At 33.0% G+C, this 20,288-nt stretch carries 23 protein-coding genes and 1 pseudogene; all 24 read right to left on the reverse strand.

Features of this window, described 5'->3' with window-relative positions; genetic code table 11:
* Window positions 1-26: 26 nt before the first annotated feature.
* Window positions 27-1,088, reverse strand: coding sequence for a sporulation integral membrane protein YtvI (gene ytvI / locus ACYQ39_RS03765; protein WP_459840538.1), 1,062 nt, complete (start codon window positions 1,086-1,088; stop codon window positions 27-29).
* 12 nt (window positions 1,089-1,100) lie between these two features.
* Window positions 1,101-1,895, reverse strand: a complete 795-nt coding sequence (locus ACYQ39_RS03770; protein ID WP_459840539.1) for a phosphatidate cytidylyltransferase — start codon at window positions 1,893-1,895, stop codon at window positions 1,101-1,103.
* Window positions 1,896-1,903: 8 nt separating this feature from the next.
* The gene (gene uppS, locus ACYQ39_RS03775) at window positions 1,904-2,689 is read right to left on the reverse strand and encodes an undecaprenyl pyrophosphate synthase (protein WP_459840540.1); all 786 of its coding nucleotides are present in this window, start codon (window positions 2,687-2,689) and stop codon (window positions 1,904-1,906) included.
* Window positions 2,690-2,795: 106 nt separating this feature from the next.
* Window positions 2,796-3,353 (reverse strand): ribosome recycling factor, encoded by a 558-nt coding sequence (frr, locus tag ACYQ39_RS03780; RefSeq protein WP_459840541.1) that lies wholly within the window; start codon window positions 3,351-3,353, stop codon window positions 2,796-2,798.
* 25 nt (window positions 3,354-3,378) lie between these two features.
* On the reverse strand, window positions 3,379-4,092 hold the full coding sequence (gene pyrH / locus ACYQ39_RS03785; protein WP_459840542.1) for a UMP kinase: 714 nt from the start codon (window positions 4,090-4,092) through the stop codon (window positions 3,379-3,381).
* Between the two features lie 73 nt (window positions 4,093-4,165).
* A complete protein-coding gene (gene tsf, locus ACYQ39_RS03790) occupies window positions 4,166-5,056 on the reverse strand; it encodes a translation elongation factor Ts (RefSeq protein WP_459840543.1) in 891 nt (296 codons plus the stop codon).
* Between the two features lie 90 nt (window positions 5,057-5,146).
* Window positions 5,147-5,872, reverse strand: coding sequence for a 30S ribosomal protein S2 (gene rpsB, locus ACYQ39_RS03795; RefSeq protein WP_459840544.1), 726 nt, complete (start codon window positions 5,870-5,872; stop codon window positions 5,147-5,149).
* Window positions 5,873-6,070: 198 nt separating this feature from the next.
* Complete coding sequence (locus ACYQ39_RS03800; RefSeq protein WP_459840545.1) at window positions 6,071-6,718, reverse strand: hypothetical protein; 648 nt, start codon at window positions 6,716-6,718, stop codon at window positions 6,071-6,073.
* Complete coding sequence (locus tag ACYQ39_RS03805) at window positions 6,718-7,203, reverse strand: DUF2802 domain-containing protein (protein WP_459840546.1); 486 nt, start codon at window positions 7,201-7,203, stop codon at window positions 6,718-6,720. Before ACYQ39_RS03805 ends, ACYQ39_RS03800 begins: the two co-directional genes overlap by 1 nt.
* Window positions 7,204-7,241: 38 nt before the next feature.
* Complete coding sequence (locus tag ACYQ39_RS03810; protein WP_459840547.1) at window positions 7,242-7,544, reverse strand: hypothetical protein; 303 nt, start codon at window positions 7,542-7,544, stop codon at window positions 7,242-7,244.
* Window positions 7,545-7,572: 28 nt separating this feature from the next.
* On the reverse strand, window positions 7,573-9,375 hold the full coding sequence (locus ACYQ39_RS03815) for a flagellar assembly protein A (protein WP_459840548.1): 1,803 nt from the start codon (window positions 9,373-9,375) through the stop codon (window positions 7,573-7,575).
* A 19-nt stretch (window positions 9,376-9,394) separates the two neighbouring features.
* On the reverse strand, window positions 9,395-10,177 hold the full coding sequence (locus ACYQ39_RS03820; protein ID WP_459840549.1) for a FliA/WhiG family RNA polymerase sigma factor: 783 nt from the start codon (window positions 10,175-10,177) through the stop codon (window positions 9,395-9,397).
* A gap of 16 nt (window positions 10,178-10,193) precedes the next feature.
* Entirely contained in the window at window positions 10,194-10,613 is a 420-nt protein-coding gene (locus ACYQ39_RS03825; RefSeq protein WP_459840550.1) for a hypothetical protein, read from the reverse strand.
* A 92-nt stretch (window positions 10,614-10,705) separates the two neighbouring features.
* A complete protein-coding gene (locus ACYQ39_RS03830; protein WP_459840551.1) occupies window positions 10,706-11,191 on the reverse strand; it encodes a chemotaxis protein CheD in 486 nt (161 codons plus the stop codon).
* Entirely contained in the window at window positions 11,181-11,816 is a 636-nt protein-coding gene (locus ACYQ39_RS03835) for a chemotaxis protein CheC (protein ID WP_459840552.1), read from the reverse strand. The genes ACYQ39_RS03830 and ACYQ39_RS03835 overlap by 11 nt, the downstream gene beginning before the upstream one ends.
* 136 nt (window positions 11,817-11,952) lie before the next feature.
* A complete protein-coding gene (locus ACYQ39_RS03840; RefSeq protein ID WP_459840553.1) occupies window positions 11,953-12,690 on the reverse strand; it encodes a flagellar brake protein in 738 nt (245 codons plus the stop codon).
* A 16-nt stretch (window positions 12,691-12,706) separates the two neighbouring features.
* Window positions 12,707-13,600 (reverse strand): MinD/ParA family protein, encoded by an 894-nt coding sequence (locus ACYQ39_RS03845; RefSeq protein WP_459840554.1) that lies wholly within the window; start codon window positions 13,598-13,600, stop codon window positions 12,707-12,709.
* Window positions 13,597-14,676, reverse strand: coding sequence for a flagellar biosynthesis GTPase FlhF (flhF, locus tag ACYQ39_RS03850; RefSeq protein WP_459840555.1), 1,080 nt, complete (start codon window positions 14,674-14,676; stop codon window positions 13,597-13,599). The genes ACYQ39_RS03845 and flhF overlap by 4 nt, the downstream gene beginning before the upstream one ends.
* Window positions 14,676-16,658 (reverse strand): flagellar biosynthesis protein FlhA, encoded by a 1,983-nt coding sequence (gene flhA, locus ACYQ39_RS03855; RefSeq protein ID WP_459841638.1) that lies wholly within the window; start codon window positions 16,656-16,658, stop codon window positions 14,676-14,678. Before flhA ends, flhF begins: the two co-directional genes overlap by 1 nt.
* Window positions 16,659-16,982: 324 nt before the next feature.
* Window positions 16,983-18,038, reverse strand: coding sequence for a flagellar biosynthesis protein FlhB (gene flhB / locus ACYQ39_RS03860; RefSeq protein WP_459840556.1), 1,056 nt, complete (start codon window positions 18,036-18,038; stop codon window positions 16,983-16,985).
* Window positions 18,039-18,103: 65 nt separating this feature from the next.
* Window positions 18,104-18,880, reverse strand: a complete 777-nt coding sequence (fliR, locus tag ACYQ39_RS03865) for a flagellar biosynthetic protein FliR (RefSeq protein WP_459840557.1) — start codon at window positions 18,878-18,880, stop codon at window positions 18,104-18,106.
* Between the two features lie 14 nt (window positions 18,881-18,894).
* Window positions 18,895-19,164, reverse strand: a complete 270-nt coding sequence (gene fliQ / locus ACYQ39_RS03870; RefSeq protein WP_459840558.1) for a flagellar biosynthesis protein FliQ — start codon at window positions 19,162-19,164, stop codon at window positions 18,895-18,897.
* A gap of 26 nt (window positions 19,165-19,190) precedes the next feature.
* Window positions 19,191-19,951: pseudogene (gene fliP / locus ACYQ39_RS03875) on the reverse strand (flagellar type III secretion system pore protein FliP).
* A complete protein-coding gene (locus ACYQ39_RS03880; protein WP_459840559.1) occupies window positions 19,941-20,267 on the reverse strand; it encodes a flagellar biosynthetic protein FliO in 327 nt (108 codons plus the stop codon). The pseudogene fliP and the gene ACYQ39_RS03880 overlap by 11 nt, the downstream one beginning before the upstream one ends.
* Window positions 20,268-20,288 lie beyond the last annotated feature (21 nt).

Genomic DNA, 20,288 nt, shown 5'->3' on the forward strand with positions numbered 1-20,288 from the left:
TCCCCCCTCTCTTATTTATACTCTAATTAATCACTAATAATTAATGAAATAAATCCTGTATCAAAAATTGCTTTCAGAACTATTAATAAAGCTGGGCCAATAAAGAAACCACTAGCTCCAAATAATTGTACCCCTAAGTATATTGATACTAAAGTAGCTAACGGATGAATACCTATATTTTCTCCTACTATCTTAGCCTCAGCTATCTGTCGAATAATAGTTACAACTCCATATAAAATAAATAACCCTAAGGCAAATTTAGTATCACCAACTATTAAACTATAAATTAGCCAAGGAGTATAAATCATACCTGGTCCGATAATCGGTATTAAATCTAATAGACCAGCCGTTAAACCAGCTACTAAAGCATAACTGCTCTGTAAAATAGTCAATCCTAAGATAGAAAGAAAAGTAGTAATTGAAATTAAAGTTATCTGGGCTCGAATAAATCCCACTGCAGCATTAATAATCTCGACTTGAACTTGGATTATCTTTTCTCGCCAAAATCTTGGAAAAGGTGCTAGACAAGTTCTGATAATCAAAGTTTTATCACGACTAAAGAAAAAAGTAGCAATTAAACTAATCAATAAAATAGTTACTAACCTTGGTAACTGCTTAACTATATTTAATAAAGAAGTGATTACTAACTGAATCCACTGTTTAATTCGATCATAAATACTCTGTAAATTACTATTAATTGTTTCCTTTACTGAATCAGATATTTCCCATTCCTCAATCAATTGACTTAACTCTTTATTTTGTTGGGCCAACCAACGAAATTTACCCCCTATTGTCTGATAATCAGGTAGATTATTAACTAAACTATCTAACTCTATAAATAGTCTGGATATAGAAATAGCCAATAATAATCCAATTAAAATAATTATTATTGTTAAGACAATAGCTACAGCTATCCCTCGTGAAAAATTAGTTTCTTTCTGTAAAAAAGTAACCATCGGTTCAATAAAGCTAGCTATAAGAATAGCAATTACAAAAGGAAGTAGATAGACTGTAACATATTTAAGAAAGAAAATACTAGCTAGCACTAATCCCAACAGACCTAATGATAGTCTATAAATTTCTTTCATAACTTCCTCCTGCTATTTTAATATAACCCATTGTAGATAATAATAAACAACTGGTAATACCAATAACAAACTATCTATTCTATCTAATAATCCGCCATGACCAGGGATTAAATCACCTGAATCTTTAACATTTGCATCACGCTTAAAGACTGATTCACATAGATCACCTAATTGTCCTATAACTCCAATTAATAAACCTAAAATAATTCCTAAGAAGATATTAAAATTAAGATAAATACTAAAAATTAAAGTTACTAGCACACTACCAACTAACCCACCTAGTGCCCCTTCAATAGTCTTATTAGGACTAATTTTAGGAGCTAAAGCATGTTGCCCAAAGTTTAACCCTGTAAAATAAGCTCCAGTATCTGTCATCCAAGTAGCTAATATAGGCAACCAAACAAGTATAGGACCAAATTCTAAATTATATAATAATAATAGATAGCTTAATAAACCAGCAATATAAAAGACACCAAAATAAGTAGTTGCTGTAGTTAAGATTGCTGATTGATCTAATTCAACCAGTACCTGTTTTAATAAAATAACTAATAAACCTAAAATAAATAAAGCCATTAATTTAGTTAAACTAAAATTAAAATAGATAATAATACTTAATAGCCAGCCTAATAAGATCCCCAAAGTTTGATTAGAAGCAACTCCTTTGTTAGCTACTAATTTATAATACTCTTTTAAACCCAACGCTACCACTACTAAATTTAATCCTAGTACCGCCCAACTACCGACTTGAAAGATGAGAACCAATAAAGGGATCCCAATAATTGCACTTAAAACCCTCTTAGTCAACATTTTATCACCTACTCTTCTTGAAGTCCACCAAAACGCCGTTCTCGTTTTTGATATTCTTTAATAGCTGTTATAAATTCTTGCTCCCCAAAATCTGGCCAATAAACATCGGTAAAGTATAATTCAGCATAAGCTATCTGCCAAACTAAAAAATTACTAATTCTTTTCTCTCCTCCAGGACGAATCAACAGATCAGGAGCTGGCTGGCTAGCTGTATATAACTGATTATTTAATCTTTCTTCAGTGATTTCTTCAACCTGCAACTCTCCTGCTTTAACAGATCTTGCTAAATCTTGGACCCCTTTTATTATCTCAGCTTGTCCACCATAGTCTAAAGCAATATTGAGAGTTAAGCCATCATTATCAGCAGTAATATCCATAATTTCTTCTGCTGCAACTAAAACAGATTCTGGTAATCTATCTTTGCGCCCTATGATATTAACTTTAATATTCTCTTGCTTAAAGTTATCTAGTTCTCGCTGAAAAGTATCTTCAAATAGATCCATTAAAAAATCAACTTCTTCTTGAGGACGTTTCCAATTTTCAGTAGAGAAAGCATAAGCAGTAATATACTCAACACCTACTTCATCAGCTACTTCCACAGTCTTTTTTAGAGTATCAACACCTTTTTTATGGCCTATACTTCTAGGATAGCTTTTACTTTTGGCCCACCGACCATTACCATCCATAATTACTGCTATATGTTGAGGAATAATCTTATCTTCAAAATCAGTTTTTGATGTAACTTGTTTAGGATTACTCAATAAGTTTTTGACCCATTTAACCAACTGCCACATCAATCTTCCTCCTAACTTAAACTTTCTTATTCCATCTTATAAAATATAACCCCCTCACAGAGAGAGGGGGATATTAAGGACAGATTTACAAAAAATTATGTTCTCATTACACATCCATAATTGCAGATTTCTTCTTATCTAATAAGTCATCAACTTTGCTAATATACTCATCAGTAATATCTTGAATATTATCTAACCCACGATGATAATTATCTTCAGAAATATCTCCACTACCTTCTAATTCCTCTAACTTATCATTAGACTCTCGGCGCAGACTCCTAATTGCTATTCGCCCTTCTTCTGCCTTTTCATCAGCTAACTTAGCTAATTCTTTTCTTCGTTCTTCAGTTAATTGAGGAATATTAATTCTAATAATATCTCCATCTGTATTAGGAGTTAAGCCTAAATCAGACTTTAAAATAGCTTTTTCAATTGGTTCAAGAGCATTACTATCATAAGGATTGATTACTAACTGACGAGCTTCAGGAGCAGAAATTTGGGCCATTTGATTAAGTGGTGTCATTTGACCATAATACTCTGCCTTAAGATCTTCCACTAAAGAAGGTCTAGCTCTGCCAGTCCTAATCTTCCCAAACTCTTCCTTAACATTTTCAACTGCTTGATCCATCTTCTTACGTGTTTCATTAGTTACACTATTAATCATATTATGCCCCCCTTAATCTTAAATTCTACTTAACAAAAGTCCCTACTTCTTTACCTAAAACCGCCTGTTTAATATTGCCTGCTGTAGATAACCCAAAAACAACTAATGGAATCTGATTATCCATACATAAAGAAACTGCTGTAGAGTCCATAACTCCTAAACCACGATTTAAGACATCAATGTAATTTAACTCCTTAAACTTAACTGCATCAGGATTCTGTTCTGGATCGGAATCGTAAATCCCATCTACATCCTTAGCCATTAAAATAGCATCAGCGTCAATCTCAGCTGCTCTTAAAGCAGCAGTTGTATCAGTAGAAAAGAAAGGATTACCTGTTCCTGCAGCAAAAATAACAACTCTCCTCTTTTCTAAGTGTCGAATTGCTCTTCTTCTAATATATGGCTCTGCTACTTCACGCATAGCAATAGCTGTCTGCACTCTAGTAGCTAACCCTAATTTCTCTAAAGAATCCTGTAAAGCTAAAGAGTTCATTACTGTAGCTAACATTCCCATGTAATCAGCTGTAGCACGATCCATACCTTGGGCGCTACCAGCTATACCTCTAAAAATGTTGCCACCACCAACTACAATAGCTACTTCTACTCCTGTAGCTAGAGCTTCTTTAATTTCTTCAGCAATTGATTCAACAAATTGAGGGTCAATACCATATTCTTGATTACCACTTAAAGCAGCTCCACTTAACTTAATAATTACTCTTGAATACTCTATTTCCGACATCAATCCAACCCCCAGTTCTATTTAAGATTTAAAAAAAAGAGAACACATTCGTGTTCTCTTTTTAATCCAATTTCTACTTGTTAACTTCATTAACCTCACTCATAACCTCTTCAGCAAAATCCTCTTCTTCTACTTCAATACCTTCTCCAACTTCATATCGTACAAATTCTTTAATTGTGGCATCAGATTCTGATAATAGATCTCCTACTGTCTTATCAGTGTCTCTAATATACTCTTGCTCTACTAAACAGTTCTGATTATAGAACTTATTTAATCTACCTTTAACAATCTGTTCTACAATATGCTCTGGCTTTCCTTCATTTTCAGCTTGCTCTTGCAGTACCTGCTTCTCTTTTTCAATATCTTCTGTAGGAACATCATCTCGAGATAAATAGTCTGGGTTAGCAGCAGCAACATGCATAGCTATATTGCGAGCTAATTCTTCATCGCCACCTTCTAATAGAGTTAGAACTCCAATATTACCACCCATGTGGATATATGTACCAAATGTCTCAGCATCATCTTTCTCTATAACTTGAAAACGACGGAAAGAAAGATTCTCTCCAATTTGAGCAATAGACTCATTAAAATATTTCTCAACAGTCTTATCTTTACCAACTAAAGTCTGGCCTAAAGCCTCATCAACATCAGCTGGTTGCTTAGCTAATAGATGATTAGTTACTTCTTCAACAACTTCTTGAAACTTGTCATTCTTAGCAGCAAAGTCAGTCTCAGAATTAATCTCAACAATTACTGCTTTATCTTCTTCTGATTTAACAGAAGCTAGTCCTTCAGAAGCAGTTCGCCCAGCCTTCTTCTCTGCTGAAGCAATACCTTCTTTTCTTAAATAATCAACGGCTTCCTCTAAATCTCCATCATTTTCTTCTAATGCTTTCTTACAATCTAACATTCCTGCACCAGTTTTTTCTCTTAATTCTTTAATATCTGCTGTAGAAATTCCCATAATCAAACCTCCTTATGTAGTTAAAAGGACGTTTCATAAGGACGGGGCATCCCTCCTTATTCCACGCCCTTCAATTTATTCTAATTATATTTACTCTTCTTCAGTTTCAGTTTCAGCTTGCTCTTGATCTGGATTACCTTGCTTACCTTCTAAAACAGCGTCAGCTACAACACTAGTTAACAACTTAACTGCTCTAATAGCATCATCGTTACCAGGAATTACATAGTCAATTAGATCTGGATCACAATTAGTATCTACAATAGATACAATTGGAATACCTAATTTATTAGCTTCTGCCACAGCAATTTCTTCACGTCGCGGATCAGCTACAAAAATAGCATCTGGTAAGCCATCCATATGGCGTATTCCACCTAAGAATCGCTCTAATTTATCTTTTTCTCTCTCTAATTCAATAACCTCTTTATTAGGTAATACCTCAAACAGACCATCTTCTTCCATCTGCTCTATCTCTTCTAAACGCTTAATACGCTTACTGATAGTCTGATAATTAGTTAGCATTCCACCTAACCATCTCTCATTAACATAAGGCATTCCACATCGTTCAGCTTCTTCCTTAATTGTTTGCTTAGCTTGTTTTTTAGTTCCTACAAACAAGATCTCTTTTCCATCACTAGCTAAGTCACGAACAGCATCATAAGCCTTATCAGTTAATTCAACTGTCTGTTCAAGATCTACTATATAGATCCCATTTCTTTCTGTAAAGATATACCGATCCATCTTAGGGTTCCAACGTCTAGTCCGATGTCCAAAATGAACTCCTGTCTCCAATAATTGCTTCATTGTAACTACTGACATAATGGTGCACCTCCTAATGGTTTTAAGCCTCCATCTCCTTCATTCTTTAATAAGACCCTATATTAAAACAGGCACCTTTATTAAAGTCCAGAGATGTGCGTGCTATCTTTATTTTTTCACACCGTTATGTAGTATACCACAGCATAATAACAATATCAACATTAATTACTATTTTTTTAGACAATTTTTTAAAATGTTTTATAATTCATTTTCATCTTCTTGAGGAGCAATTAAAGCTGATAATAACTCTAAAGAAGAGATATTTGCAGGAAAAGTATACTTACCTGCCATTACTTTATTTTCAATATTAAATTTATTTAACAGATTAATAAAATTAATCTCTTCTTTTAATAAACCTTTACTTACTAATAGTTCTGCTACCTGACCACTCTTCATTCCTTGCGGAATATAAATTTTAACATCCTTAATTACTTCTTCTTTCTTTTTTTCTTGACCTTGTTTTGTCTCTTTAGGTTTAGAAAGAATCTGGGATAAGTTTATTTTCGGTACTAGAGTTACTTTAAAACTATCTTTATCTTTAGGAAAGATCATTCCTAACTCTTTAGCTTCTGTTATTATATGGCCTATCTGATCTATAGATTTTGTTTCAGGCAGAGCCTGTTTCAAATCAATTCCTTGTCTTAAGGAGATTTCTTGCTTATAACTCTTGCCTGGAAAGGTCATACCTAACTTTTTAGCTTTTTGTATTATAATTGAACGACTATTACTAGGCTGCTCTTTCTTTGCCATCTCCTGTCCTTTAAAATTCACTAAATCAACTTGTAATAAAACAAGAGAAATAATTATTAAAGTTATTCCTACTCCTAATAATACATGCCGTAACATTATTCTTCCTCCTGTGAATTAAGTTTCCAGATTAATTTAACCTCTCTATTGCCCATATCTAACTTATGTGCAGCCTCTGTTAGGGTAAGACCTTGATCAACTAATCTTTTTATTTTTTGATATTCCTCTGATTGAACTTCTTGTTTATTAGACTTAGCATTACGATTCGAATCATATTGTATTCGTCCTTCTAATCTATCAATCTTTTTATCTATCTTATCTACTTTCTTCTCTAATTTCTCAATAGATTCAACTACAACCGACATATTCTGATCAACTTCTTTTTGTTTCAACTCATCATTTAAGGTTTTCTGAAATCCTGTCTCTTTAAAATTGTTCTCTACATCCTTCTTTACCTGTCTAATCTCTGACAATAATTCTGATTCTATATAGTAGTCATCATCATCTTTATCAACTCGATAGGTTAAAAATAGTGAAATAAGTATTATTATAATTCCTATTACGAATAATATATATTCAATCATATTATCACTCCAATATCTAAAGGACTAATAACTAACCTTTAAACTCTAATATCAATATGATTTCCACAACAGTTTTGACTAGATTGCTGTTTGTTTTCCTGATCATCTTCTTTATGATCCTGATTCTCCTGTCTACTATTATTGCTTTCTTCTTCCTCAACTTGTTTAGACTCTGTTTTCTCTGTTTGATTGACTTTCTGTTGTTTTTGCTGGCTCTTCTTAGCTAGATCTTGAGCTGTCTGTTGATATTGTATTTCTGGTCTTGCTTTTTCAATCTGCTCTTGTCTGCTAACCTCTAATGAACGGGGAATAAAAGTCTTAGGATTAATTGGGCCAACCACCTTATCCACCCCCTGACCAGCTTTTTGATTAGGAATAAGATCCTGTCTTTATATCTTCTTCATCTAAATAATATTGCATATTTTGCTCTTCCTTATCAATTTTTCGACTCTGTTCTCCAATTGTGATTTTAACTCCAGGATGAACTCTATCTTTGACTTTAATACGTGCTTCATTATTTTCTTCTAACTGAGCTGACAATTCTTTCTTCTGCTTTTCAAGATCTTCAAGTTCTTCTGATAGAGAAAAACGTTGCTTAATTAATTCATTTAACAGCTGTTGTTTCTTAGCTGGTAGATCCCCTAGTCTATTCTTCATCTTCTTTAATTGATTAATATCTTTGATTATCCTATCTAATTCATCAGTCTTCTTTTTAAAACTTTCTTCGGTCATATTATATTCATCTCTCAGTCTAGGAGTAACTCCTACTATTATTTCAGTCTCTGTCCCTAGGTTAGAACCAATTCTATTAGCTCTAATCTCCTTTCCAGCTCGTACCTTACCACCTACAATTAAACCTTTCCCTTGTTCAACAATTACCTCATTTAGGGCATCAACATTACTATGCATAATAGCATCTCTAACTTCTAACTTCTCTTCTGTCTCAATCTGACCATTCTCAACAAATTTAGCTTGAATATCTCCCTGAGCCTGTATCATGCTTTGATTACCACCGACAAAACCTTTTTTGATTACTACTTGGCCTCCAGCATCTATTTTAGCATTGTAAACTGAACCACCAACCTCTACATTTCCTCCAGCTTCAACTACCATTCCATCCTTAATATCCCCTTTAATTATAACACTACCATTAAAGTCAACATTTCCTGTAGATAGATCAAGATCATCATTGATCTCATGTACCTGAGATACACTAATCTCTCCATTATTATAAACTACTTGACCTTCTATAATTGATTTTAATAATTTACCATTCTGGCTTACTTCTACATTTTCACCTGCAGATAAATCAGCTTCTTCTACTGGCTCAGGTGAAATTTCTTCTCCAGTTACTGTTCTCCCAGGTTCTCCTGGTTCAGCTGGTATTTTTTCAGCTAATATCTCTTCTGGAGCAACATTTATGATTCGATTTAAATTATAAAAATCAGCTTTCCCATCTTCACGCAAATTAACATTCTTTTCTTGCCGATTTAGATCAAATTTCAAGTCAACTCTACCATCTTTACCAGCAGTAGCTTCCTTTCCTTTAGCTATTATAAAAGATTTTAGTTCTTCTTCTGGGTTAAATTGTGATTTGAACTCTTCTTCTTTAATTCCAAACACTATTCCAGCCTCTTTAACCTGAGCTATAATATCTTGGGCAGTTAATTCCTTCCCACCTAAAGGAGGAAAATAATTTAAGTGAGCAGTTAATTTATCATCACTAATCTCTATATCTATTTCTGCATCACGATCTAACTCGGGTTTCCTTTCAGCAATCTTTACCTTTTCTCCATCAAGGCTTAGTGTTTCAGTAACTGCTTCATAATCAACATCAACTATCTCTTTTTCATTTAATATTCTTCTAACTTGGGCCAACTCAACTGCTACACCATCTCCTTGTGGTTGAAATACCTGTAGAAAAATACCATCATCTCTAACTAAAACTTGAAAACTGCCATCAACGTCACTAGATTCTCTTAACTTAACTTCAGCTTGATAGACTTGATTGGCCCCTAACAAGCCCCATAATTTCTTCTTCTCTTCTATATGTTGTAAAGATATATCTTCTTTACTAAACTCCTGATCAATTATTGCTTGTAATTTCTGATAGGCCTCTTCTAATGCTTCCTGTTTATCTTCTTTCTCCACCTGAACCTGTTCTATAATCAAATAAGCCACCTCCTCTTTTTTAGCCTATCAACTGCTCCTTTTTTCTACTTAAATGACCTCTTAATCTAAAGATAGCTTTAGTATGCAGTTGAGAGATTCTAGCTGTAGTCAAATCCATAACTTCACCTATCTCTTCTAATGTTAGATCTTCATGATAATAAAGAGTTACTACTAGTTTCTCTTTATCAGGCAATTGATTAATTGTTTGACCTAAAATTCGTTTCATTTCATTATAAGTAAAAACATTATCAGGTTCATATTGGTTAGAAGCTTTAATTAAATCTTTAATCTTTAGCTGATCATTGTCCTGGCAGCTAATTACTCTATCTAACGATACATTTTCAGGAATATTAATTTGAGATAATAATTGCTTAAATTCAACTTGACTCAATTCCATTTCTGCCTTTATCTCTTCATCTGTAGGAGAACGACCTAACTTATTTTCTAGTCTTACTATATTCTGAGTAAACTCCTTTGACTTTCTTCTAATACTAGTTGGTACCCAATCTAACTTTCGTAATTCGTCATAAATTGCCCCTTTAACCCTTGGATGAGCATAAGTGGAAAATTTAATTCCGCGACTAGGATCAAAACGATCCATAGCATCAATCAATCCTAGGACACCATAATTAACTAAATCTTCAAAGTTAAACTTATCAGGAATAGTTATTATAATCTTACTTGCAATATGTTTAATTAAAGGAATATATCGTAAAATCAATTCTTCTTTAGCAGCTTGAGAATTACTCTGCTTATATTTCTGCCACAAAACATCTTCAGCTAGATTCTCAATCTCTGTCATTCAAACTGCCTCCTTACTATTCTTGGCTATTTAAGTTACTAATTAAATCAGCCATTTCCTCTGGATCATCTTGAGCCATATTAACTATATTCTCTTCTGTTTCATCTACCTGATCAAAATCTAACCCCTCTATACTTGACTCTAGCTCCTCCTTATCAGATTCAACTTTCTTTTCTTCTTGTAACTCCGATTCTTCTTTAACTGTAGCTTTTTCTCCACTAGATTGACTATCTACTTTTTTTGATCTAACTTTATCTAATTGATAAGATATTAACTGTCCGATAGTAGCACCTAGTAGACTAAAAAGTATTCCACCTAATAAACTTCGCTTTATAATAGTAATTATATTTAAATTATTAGCTACTGCAGCTAAGGAAATAACCAGAATAGCAACTAAGAAGAATAACAGGGCCAACCTCTTTGCTAACCACTTCACCTTACAACACTCCTCTATCTATAAGTTATGAGCTATAAGTTATGAGTTTTGAGCTGTCTGCCACTACTCACACCTTATTACTCAAAACCCAATTATAAAGTCTTATCTTCTTGTTTAACTGTTTTGATAACTACTTTACCCGTTGTAGTATGAAACTCCATTGTACGTCCATAACTATCTCCTACATCTGATGCTGCAAGAGAAATATTATATTCTTTTAATAACTCCTTAACTGCTTTAATATTTCTAGCCCCAATTCTCATTCTATCATTAGCTTTTTCTAGATTAAACATTTGAGCTCCACCAGCCATCTTAGCTTGTAACCTATTTTTACTAACTCCTTTAGCCTGCAGTTTATCAAGCAACATTTCAAGAGCAGTATCAGCATATTTAGCTGGATTTCCTTTCTTTTTATTGGCTGGAAACTCAGGTAGCATAATATGAGCCATACCGCCAATCTTTAATCTAGCATCATATAAGGTAAGTCCAATACAAGAACCTAATCCGGAAGTAATAATAATATCGTCTGCTTGACCTACCTTAACATCAGCCATTCTAACTCTTAATTTATTGCTCACCTGCTACACCTAATCTAGCTAAAATCTCAGATAAAGAATCCGGATCAGGAATTAAGAAGAAGTTACCATTAATATCTTTTTCTAAATCACTTAAGAATTCAGTCTCAACAACTAAAGCATAATCGCCTACTTGACCTAGTTCAATAAAGCAGACCTCTAATATAGCTCCTGCCATGTCATAGGCTAAAGCTGGAACATAAGGTGTAACACTAATATCAATCATTTGAGAAAAAGCGTTTAAGTTAGCTCCTGTTAAGATATTTCCAATCTCTTTTAGAGCTGAAGATTCTAACTCACCTAATTCATCTTCAATATCTACTTCCATTCCTGTTAATAAACTAATTAAAGAATTAGCACTAGCAGGATCTAGAGTAAATAGAACTCCCCCTGTAATATCACCTTCAATTCTCACTAAAATAGCAGCAGTTGAATCTTCAGCACCTCCAATAATCTCTGGCACTTCAGCTACTGGCAGAATATCTACTTTAGGAACTGTCATCTCTATCTTACTATCTAACATGGAGGAAAGAGAAGTAGCAGCATTACCAGCCCCAATACTAGCTACTTCTTTAAGGGCATCTAATTGTAACGGCCCTAAATCAGATATTTTATCGTCTAAATCCACCTTTATCACCTCTTATATTTTTAATTCTAGATTCAACTATTAACGCCTGTTAATATTATAATTTAAAATAAATTATTTAAGATAATTTTACTAATAAAAAATAAGCTTACTTAATAATTTAATTATTTAAAATATACTAAATAAGTCCTTTCTGACGTAGTTCACGTTGTTTAGAAAATAACCACTTAGTCAACTCATCTCTTCGTTGGCGTTTACAATTAATAAACTTTACTCCAACTTCATATTCTTCTTCATTTTCTCTAACTACTCTAACTACTTTAGCAAATAAGCTATTAAAAGAAGCCTCTAGAAAGTCAACCTTTAATTCTATCAACTGACCTTCTTCTAATTTTTTATTAGCCAGAAATTTAGCACCACCAGCACTAATATCTCTAATTCTTGCCTCTTCTTTAAAATCAGGCAGATCACTAATCTCTTCAATTCTTTCTTCTTTAAAGTCAGTTAAAAGATCTTCTACTTCTTCTGAATCAGATATTACTACTCTATAATCTGTCTTTTGATAAATATCTAATCTAAAAAATTCTCGTTCTTGAATCTTAGTCACTTTATCATATACTACTAACTCTAATAGTCTTGTAGCATCAAAATCTTTACCAACTATTCTAGCAGGTATTACATAAATACCGCCTCTATCTCTTACTTTAATATCAACTCTACTATTGATTGCTACTTGAATTGGTTGTCCCTCTGAAAAAGGAATATTAACTATAAATTTTTTATCATTAATTATATCAGCTATTTGCGTAGGATACTCACCTTCATACTTTCCTGCTAATACCTCAAATCCTATCTGCTGATTAACTTCTATTTTCTCTGTTAAATTAAAATTATTAACTGTCCTTCCCTGACGCATAATATCCCCCTTCTAGTTACTTAAAACCTAACATACCGTAAAAAAAGTCTTTAATTCCTGAAGACTTTTCTGGTTCTTTATCTAATAATTTTAAACCAATTTCTTTTATACTTTGAGCTACTTTAGACCTTGGAAATTCTAATAAAAAAGGATTTCTTTTCTTAACAGCTTTGACTACTGCCTTATCTGTTGGTAATTCGCCTAAAAATTCAACCTCTAAATCTAAAAAGTCATAGGCTGTGTTAGTCAACTTATTACCAATTTGCTCTCCTTCAGATCTATTAGTCACCTGATTAACTACCAATTTAATTCTTGCTCTTTTATCATGATTATTAATTACTTTAATTACTCCATAAGCATCTGTAACTGATGTAGGTTCAGGTGTAGTAACTACAATTACTTCATCAGCAGCTAACACAAAATTTAGTACATTATTAGATAGTCCGGCACCTGTATCTATTAGTATAATATCATAATTTTTTTCTATCTCCTGCCAATGATTAATTAAATTATCAATTTGATATTTAGATAGATTAGCTAAGTCCTCAATTCCTGAACCACCTGGAATTAAAGGTAGATCTCCTGAACCTTTAACAATGACCTCTTCTAAACTTTTCTGTCCTGAAATAACATGATTCAAATTATAATTAGGAGTAACACCTAAAATAACATCTAGATTAGCTAAACCTAAATCAGCATCAAAAACAATTACTTTCTTCCCTTCCTGCTGTAGGGTCAAAGCTAAATTGGCTACAAAATTCGATTTACCTACCCCACCTTTACCACTAGTTACAGCGTAGATTAAAGCTGAATTCTCATTTCTATGTTTTTTTTGTTGCTTTTTCTGTTGTTCTTTATTTTTCTTATCTCGTACTAGATTCCTTAACTTTTCAGCTTGGTCTTTAATCATAGGCTTAACTCCTCTACAATATCATTAGTCAGCTCCTCTAAGGAAGGCAACTTGATATCTTCTGGTACATCTTGACCAGTAGTAATATATGAAAGTGGCTTTTCAGCTCGAATAACTGCCTCATAAATAATCCCTAAAGAATTTGTTTCATCTACTTTGGTCAAGATTAAATTATCTATCTGTAATTCATTATAAACATCAATAATCTTCTTTAAATCACTAGCTTTAGTTGTAGCACTTAAAACTAAAGATACCTTATCAACTTGAGATTTATTAATAAAACCTTTTAATTCTGAAATATGAATTTCGTTATTTTGACTTCTTCCTGCTGTATCAACTAAGATTAAATCATAACCTTGAAACTTATTAATAGCAGATATTAATTCTTGGGGAGTAAAAGCTACTTCTAAAGGTAAATCAATAATTTCACTATAGGTCTTAAGTTGGTCTACAGCAGCAATCCGATAAGTATCAGCAGTAATTAACCCTACCTGCTTATCTTCTCTTAAGGAGAAATCAGCAGCTAACTTGGCTAGCGTTGTGGTCTTACCAACACCCGTTGGCCCTACTAAAGCTAATACTTTAGTCTTACCTGGCGTTAATTCAAATGATTCAATCTGTCCAATAGCATCTTGTAACTCTGTTTTTAAGATATTTTTCACTTTTTCAGAATTATCAATCATTCCTTGCGACTCTTTAACTATTTTTCTAGCCAACTCCTGAGCCTGAGAATAACTAATTCCTAACTCTAATAGCGCTTCTACCAACTTCTGCAACATCTGATTACCTGCCATAGCAGAAAAGGATTCTTCTTTACTCTTTTTTAACTCCCCCATTAGATTATCCATCATACCCTTCATCTGGTTCAATTCACCTTTTAATTCTTCTTGTGACTCCTGTTCGACTTCAGGGTCTACAGTAGCTACTACCTCTACCATCTTCTTAGCAAAGAAACCAAAAAAACCTCCTTTCTTAAACTTACGACTATGGAGAATAATAGCATTAGATCCTAAATCAGATTTAACCTTCAACATTGCCTGCTGCATATCCTCTGCTTGGTACTTCTTTACTTTCATTATATTCTCACCGTCCCTATATTTTGCACATTTACATCTGATTCTAATTCGTTAAAGGAAAGTACAGTTAAATTAGAAGCTACTTGCTCTGTTAATTCCTTAAAGTGGAATCTAACAACTGGAGAAGTTAGGACTACTGGATCATAACCTTGACTTGCTACCTGCTCCATAACTTGCGATAAACTATTATAAATCTGCTGAGCTATATTAGGATCTAAAGCAATATAAGAACCTTGCTCAGTCTGCTCAATAGAGTTAGAGACTGTCTCTTCAATTTGAGAATCTAAAGTAATTACATATAGATTACCTTGGTCATCTTTATATTTTTCAGAAATTTGGCGCGATAAAGCATCTTGACGTACATATTCAGTTAGGATATCAGTATCCTGTGTATTCTGTGCTTGATCAGCTAATACCTCTAGAATAGAAACTAAATCCCTGACTGAAACTCTCTCTTTTAATAAATTCTGTAGAACCTTCTGAATCTGGCCAATAGATAATAGGTCAGGAACTAACTCATCTACAACTGCTGGATAATCCTCTTTTACGTTATCAATTAATTCTTGAACTTCCTGTCTACCCAGTAGTTCATGAGCATGGTCCTTTACTAACTCAGTTAGATGAGTAGCCATCACTGAAGGTGGATCAACTATTGTATAACCTGCCATCTCTGCTCTCTCTTTTTCATCTTCGCTAACCCATAAAGCTGGTAAATCAAAAGCAGGCTCTTTAGTTTCTATTCCTTCTACTTCTTGTGTTACCATACCAGAATCCATAGCTAGATAACGATCCACCTCTATTTCATAACTAGCAATCTCAATTCCTCGTAAATTAACACAATAAGAATTAGGCTCTAGTTGCATATTATCTCTAATTCTAATAGGCGGAATTATAATCCCTAATTCTAAAGCACACTGGCGTCGAATCATTGACACTCTATCTAATAAATCGCCACCTTGCTCTGGTACAACTAAAGGAATCAAATTATATCCAACTTCTACCTCCATTGGATCTACTTGTAGTAAATCACTCATACTCTCTTCTTCACGATATTCCTCTGTTTCTTCCTCTTCGACAAAATCTTCTTCTTCTTCTGAAACTTGAGTAGCATCATATAATACATAACCTAATCCAGCAAATAATAGAGCCAATCCTACAAATGGAAATATTGGTAACGGCGTTAAAATACCTAATAAGAATAATACTCCTGCTACTAACCCTAATGCCTTAGGCTGATTAAAGAGCTGCTTAGTAAAATCATAACCTAAATTATCTTCTGAAGCTGCTCTAGTAACTACAATACCTGTAGCAGTAGAGATTAATAAAGCTGGAATCTGACTGACTAGACCATCACCAACTGTCAGTAGAGTATATGTCTGTAAAGCCTCAGTTATAGGCATTCCCATCTGAATTACACCAATAACTAAGCCACCTAGTACATTGATTAAGGTAATAATTATTCCAGCAATGGCATCACCTTTAACAAACTTACTGGCACCATCCATAGCTCCATAAAAATCAGCTTCCTGTCTAATCTTCTCTCGTTTTTCTCTTGCTTCTGCTTCAGTAATCAGACCGGAACTCAGATCAGCATCAATACTCATCTGTTTACCAGGCATAGCATCTAAAGTAAAACGAGCTGTAACCTCTGCTACTCGCTCGGAACCTTTAGTAATTACAATAAACTGAATAGCAACTAAGATAACAAAGATAACAAAACCTACAATATAATTTCCTCCTACTACAAAGTTACCAAAAGCCGAAATTACTGCTCCAGCATCGGCTTGGCCTAAGATCAATCGTGTAGTAGATACATTTAATCCTAACCTAAATAGCGTAGCTATCAAGAGTAATGAAGGAAATACTGATAACTCTAAAGGATCAGATAAATACATAGCTACTAACAGAATAGTCAAACCTAAACTAATATTTAAAGTCAATAAGATATCTAATAAAATAGTTGGTAAAGGAATAATAAACATTACTACAATGATAATAACGGCTACAGCAAAGATAAGATCATTATATTGGCTTATATTCCCTTGCAACCCCTGTGATGATGAAGGCAACTTTTTAGACCCTCCCTTCGTTACTAGTTTATAGTTTACAGTGTGTAGTGTACAGTTAAAATAAAAACCATTCTAAGATTAAGGTTAAGGCTGAGTCTAAGGAAAATCATAAATAAACTTCTTAATTTAATAGATTTTAACTTTCTATATCTAAAGCATAATCTTAACCTCAACCTCGACCTTGATCTCAGAAGATTTCAAATTTCAATTGTCAATTATTAATTGTTCATTATCAATTTATACCTGTTGCTCCATTTGATAAACATAGGCTAATATCTCAGCTACTGCCTGATATAACTCATTAGGAATTTCATCTCCTATTTCCACCATGCTATATAGTGCTCTAGCTAATGGTTTTTCTTCTATAACTTCAACATCTTCTTCTCGGGCAACTTCTTTTATCTTTTGGGCTACTTCATCTTGGCCCATAGCTACTACTACTGGAACATCCATTGTATCCATATTAAACTTTAGTGCTACAGCAATATGGGTTGGATTAGTAATTACCACATCTGCATCAGGAACATCCTGCATCATTCTACTCTGAGCCATCTCCTGTTGTTTCTCTTTTCGTTTAGACTTGACTTCAGGGTTACCTTCAGTCTGCTTTTTTTCTTCTTCAACTTCCTTCTTGCTCATCTTTAACTGTTGTTCATGTTCCCATTTTTGATAAAATAAATCAACTATTCCTAAAACAATAAATATAGCACTGACTCGAATTCCTAAAGAATAGCTCGTATCAGCAAGTAAAGACAATGAGCTCTTAACTTTACCATTGGCTAACAAAACTAAATTAGGGATAACTCCTTTAATAGTAATATAACATATATAAGCAGTAATTCCTATCTTTAGCAAAGATTTTATTAACTCTACCAAAGAACGCTTAGAAAATAACTGTTTAGCTCCAGAAATAGGATTTAATTTAGTGAAATCTGGGATCAAAATTTTAGGCGAAAAAAGAACTCCAATCTGTAGATAATTGACTAAAACCCCAACTGCAGTTACAGTAAACATCAAAGGAGCTATTAATTTAAACATAAATAGCATAAGTTCTATTAATAAAGTATGAAAATTATGGCTAGATAATTTCATAGTCAAATCTTCAGTAAATATTTTATTGCAGAAAACAATTAATTTCTGCATCATATAAGACATTAAAAAATAAAAAGTTAGAAAACTAAATAATAAAGTCAAAGCACTATTTAACTCTTGGCTTTTAGCAACTTGTCCTTCTTCTCTTGCCTCTTGTCTCCGTTTGGGGGTGGGGTCTTCGGTCTTCTCTTCATCAGCCATAATATTCCCCCTCTTTTATATAATTTATAGTTAACAGTGTAGAGTTGACAGTTAAAAATAATTATTTATTTACCAATTAACTCTAAAACATTATATAAATTACTAAAACCTTCTCCAAAAACATCTTCTAATAAACTAATATAATTAGGCAAAGTAATAATTAACATCAGCAAACCTACAAATAACTTAAGCGGTAGCCCTAAAATAAAAATATTCAACTGTGGTACTGTTCTAGCTATTAAACCAAAAGCCAAATCAACTATAAATAAAGTTGCCAGTAAAGGTAATGCAATTCTAAATCCTAAAGGAATCAAATCACCGATAATTCTCAATAATAGATTAAAAAGATCAATAGATGAATGAAATTGACCTAACTTTATTAACTCAAAGCTCTTAGCTAACAATTTTAATATCTTATGATGACCATTGAAACTTAAAAATACTAAAGTAGCTAATATATTCTTATATTGACCTACTAATGGAACTTGAGTACCACTTTGGGGATCTAAAATATTAGCCATAGCAAATCCCATTCGTCGATCAATAAACTGGCCAGCCAATTGAATAGCTGTAAAAATAAGTGATAAAATAAAACCCATTATTAGTCCAATTATAAATTCAGTAATTAATTCTAACCCTAATATTCCTAACTCTGGTATCCTTCCTTCAGGTAAAGGAATTATATTAATTAAAAGAATAGCTAAGATAACTATCATACCTACTTTTAATCGTCTAGGCAGGGCTTTACTACCAAAAATAGGAGCTATTACAAATAAACCTATAATTCTAGTGATCACTAAGCTGACATAATAAATCCAGCGTAATAATTGCTGCTCATTCATCTCAAATTCTCCTATCAATTAACATATTGAGGAATGTTAACAAATAAATTATGAACAAAATCTAATAGTACATTTAACATCCAAGGGCCAAAAACTAAAATTGCCACCATAACAGCCAAAATCTTAGGCACAAAAGCTAGAGTCTGTTCCTGGATCTGAGTAGTAGCTTGAAAAATACTAACAGCAAGTCCTGTTGCCATTCCTAGAGCCAACATAGGAGTAGCTACCTTAATTACTGTTAACAGTCCTTTCCGACCTAACTCAATTACTAATAATTGATTCACTTATTTCACTCCTTAGCATTCTTAAGCTAATTAAATGTTTCAACTAATGACTTAATAACTAAATACCAACCATCAACTAAAACAAAAAGTAATTGAAGGGTAGGGAGATCATAACTGGAGGTAACATCATCATCCCCATTGACATTAAAGTACTAGCCACAATCATATCAATAACAATAAAAGGAAGATAAATCATAAAACCAATTTGAAAAGCTGTCTTTAATTCACTAATTATAAAGGCTGGCACTAAAATATAGGTTGGTAGCCCATTAGGATTTTCAGGCTGTTTTATTTCAGCTAAATTAACAAATAAAGCAATATCTTTCTCTCTAGTCTGTTTAAACATAAAATCACGTAATGGATTTAATGTTTTCTCTAAAGCTGTACCCTGGTCTATCTCTTTAGCTAAATAAGGCTGTAAAGCATTTTGATTGATCTGATGACCTACTGGAGCCATAATAAAGATAGTTAGAAAAATAGCCAACCCAATTATGACCTGATTAGGTGGCATCCTTTGCGTCGCTAAAGCCCTACGTAATAACGATAAGACAACAATAATTCTAGTAAAAGAAGTTACTAGAATTAAAATTGCTGGTGCTAAAGTCAAAACTGTCAATAATAGTAGAATTCTTAATGATAAAGCCAGGTTCTGTGGTTGAGAACCTGCTCCTCCAACTTCAAACTTTAAACTAGGAATTTCAAATTGAGGAGCAGCTATAGCAGTCCCCTGTGTCACCAATAAACCAACTATAATTAATAATCCTATTAACTGATATCTAACTTTCATCAGTTTCATCCTTACCTTTCTGTAACAGATTTAATAAATTATTCTCTGAAACAGTATTTATTTCTGCTTCATTTAACTCAACCTGTTGAATAAATTCTAAGTTATCTTCTGTTGCTGTTACCAACCAAATATCATCAACTACTTTGATTAAATAAATCACTTGATTATTACTTAAATAGCATCTTTCTAATACTTGCAACTGATTGGTCTGATTGACTAAATAGTTATTCTTGAGTAATTTAACCACTAGATAAAATAGTCCTAAAACAAGTCCTAAAATAGCTATAACTTTAATTAACTCTAGAGTATAATTCATAATATCAGTCCCTATCTATTA

It is taken from the genome of Halanaerocella petrolearia (assembly GCF_054657875.1).

Coding starts and splice junctions, on each gene's coding strand:
- ytvI (WP_459840538.1), bottom strand. CDS start 1,088: ATGAAAGAAATTTATAGACTATCATTAGGTCTGTTGGGATTAGTGCTA.
- ACYQ39_RS03770 (WP_459840539.1), bottom strand. CDS start 1,895: ATGTTGACTAAGAGGGTTTTAAGTGCAATTATTGGGATCCCTTTATTG.
- uppS (WP_459840540.1), bottom strand. CDS start 2,689: ATGTGGCAGTTGGTTAAATGGGTCAAAAACTTATTGAGTAATCCTAAA.
- frr (WP_459840541.1), bottom strand. CDS start 3,353: ATGATTAATAGTGTAACTAATGAAACACGTAAGAAGATGGATCAAGCA.
- pyrH (WP_459840542.1), bottom strand. CDS start 4,092: ATGTCGGAAATAGAGTATTCAAGAGTAATTATTAAGTTAAGTGGAGCT.
- tsf (WP_459840543.1), bottom strand. CDS start 5,056: ATGGGAATTTCTACAGCAGATATTAAAGAATTAAGAGAAAAAACTGGT.
- rpsB (WP_459840544.1), bottom strand. CDS start 5,872: ATGTCAGTAGTTACAATGAAGCAATTATTGGAGACAGGAGTTCATTTT.
- ACYQ39_RS03800 (WP_459840545.1), bottom strand. CDS start 6,718: ATGTTACGGCATGTATTATTAGGAGTAGGAATAACTTTAATAATTATT.
- ACYQ39_RS03805 (WP_459840546.1), bottom strand. CDS start 7,203: ATGATTGAATATATATTATTCGTAATAGGAATTATAATAATACTTATT.
- ACYQ39_RS03820 (WP_459840549.1), bottom strand. CDS start 10,177: ATGACAGAGATTGAGAATCTAGCTGAAGATGTTTTGTGGCAGAAATAT.
- ACYQ39_RS03840 (WP_459840553.1), bottom strand. CDS start 12,690: ATGCGTCAGGGAAGGACAGTTAATAATTTTAATTTAACAGAGAAAATA.
- ACYQ39_RS03845 (WP_459840554.1), bottom strand. CDS start 13,600: ATGATTAAAGACCAAGCTGAAAAGTTAAGGAATCTAGTACGAGATAAG.
- flhF (WP_459840555.1), bottom strand. CDS start 14,676: ATGAAAGTAAAGAAGTACCAAGCAGAGGATATGCAGCAGGCAATGTTG.
- flhA (WP_459841638.1), bottom strand. CDS start 16,658: ATGTTTATTATTCCTTTACCAACTATTTTATTAGATATCTTATTGACT.
- flhB (WP_459840556.1), bottom strand. CDS start 18,038: ATGGCTGATGAAGAGAAGACCGAAGACCCCACCCCCAAACGGAGACAA.
- fliR (WP_459840557.1), bottom strand. CDS start 18,880: ATGAATGAGCAGCAATTATTACGCTGGATTTATTATGTCAGCTTAGTG.
- ACYQ39_RS03880 (WP_459840559.1), bottom strand. CDS start 20,267: ATGAATTATACTCTAGAGTTAATTAAAGTTATAGCTATTTTAGGACTT.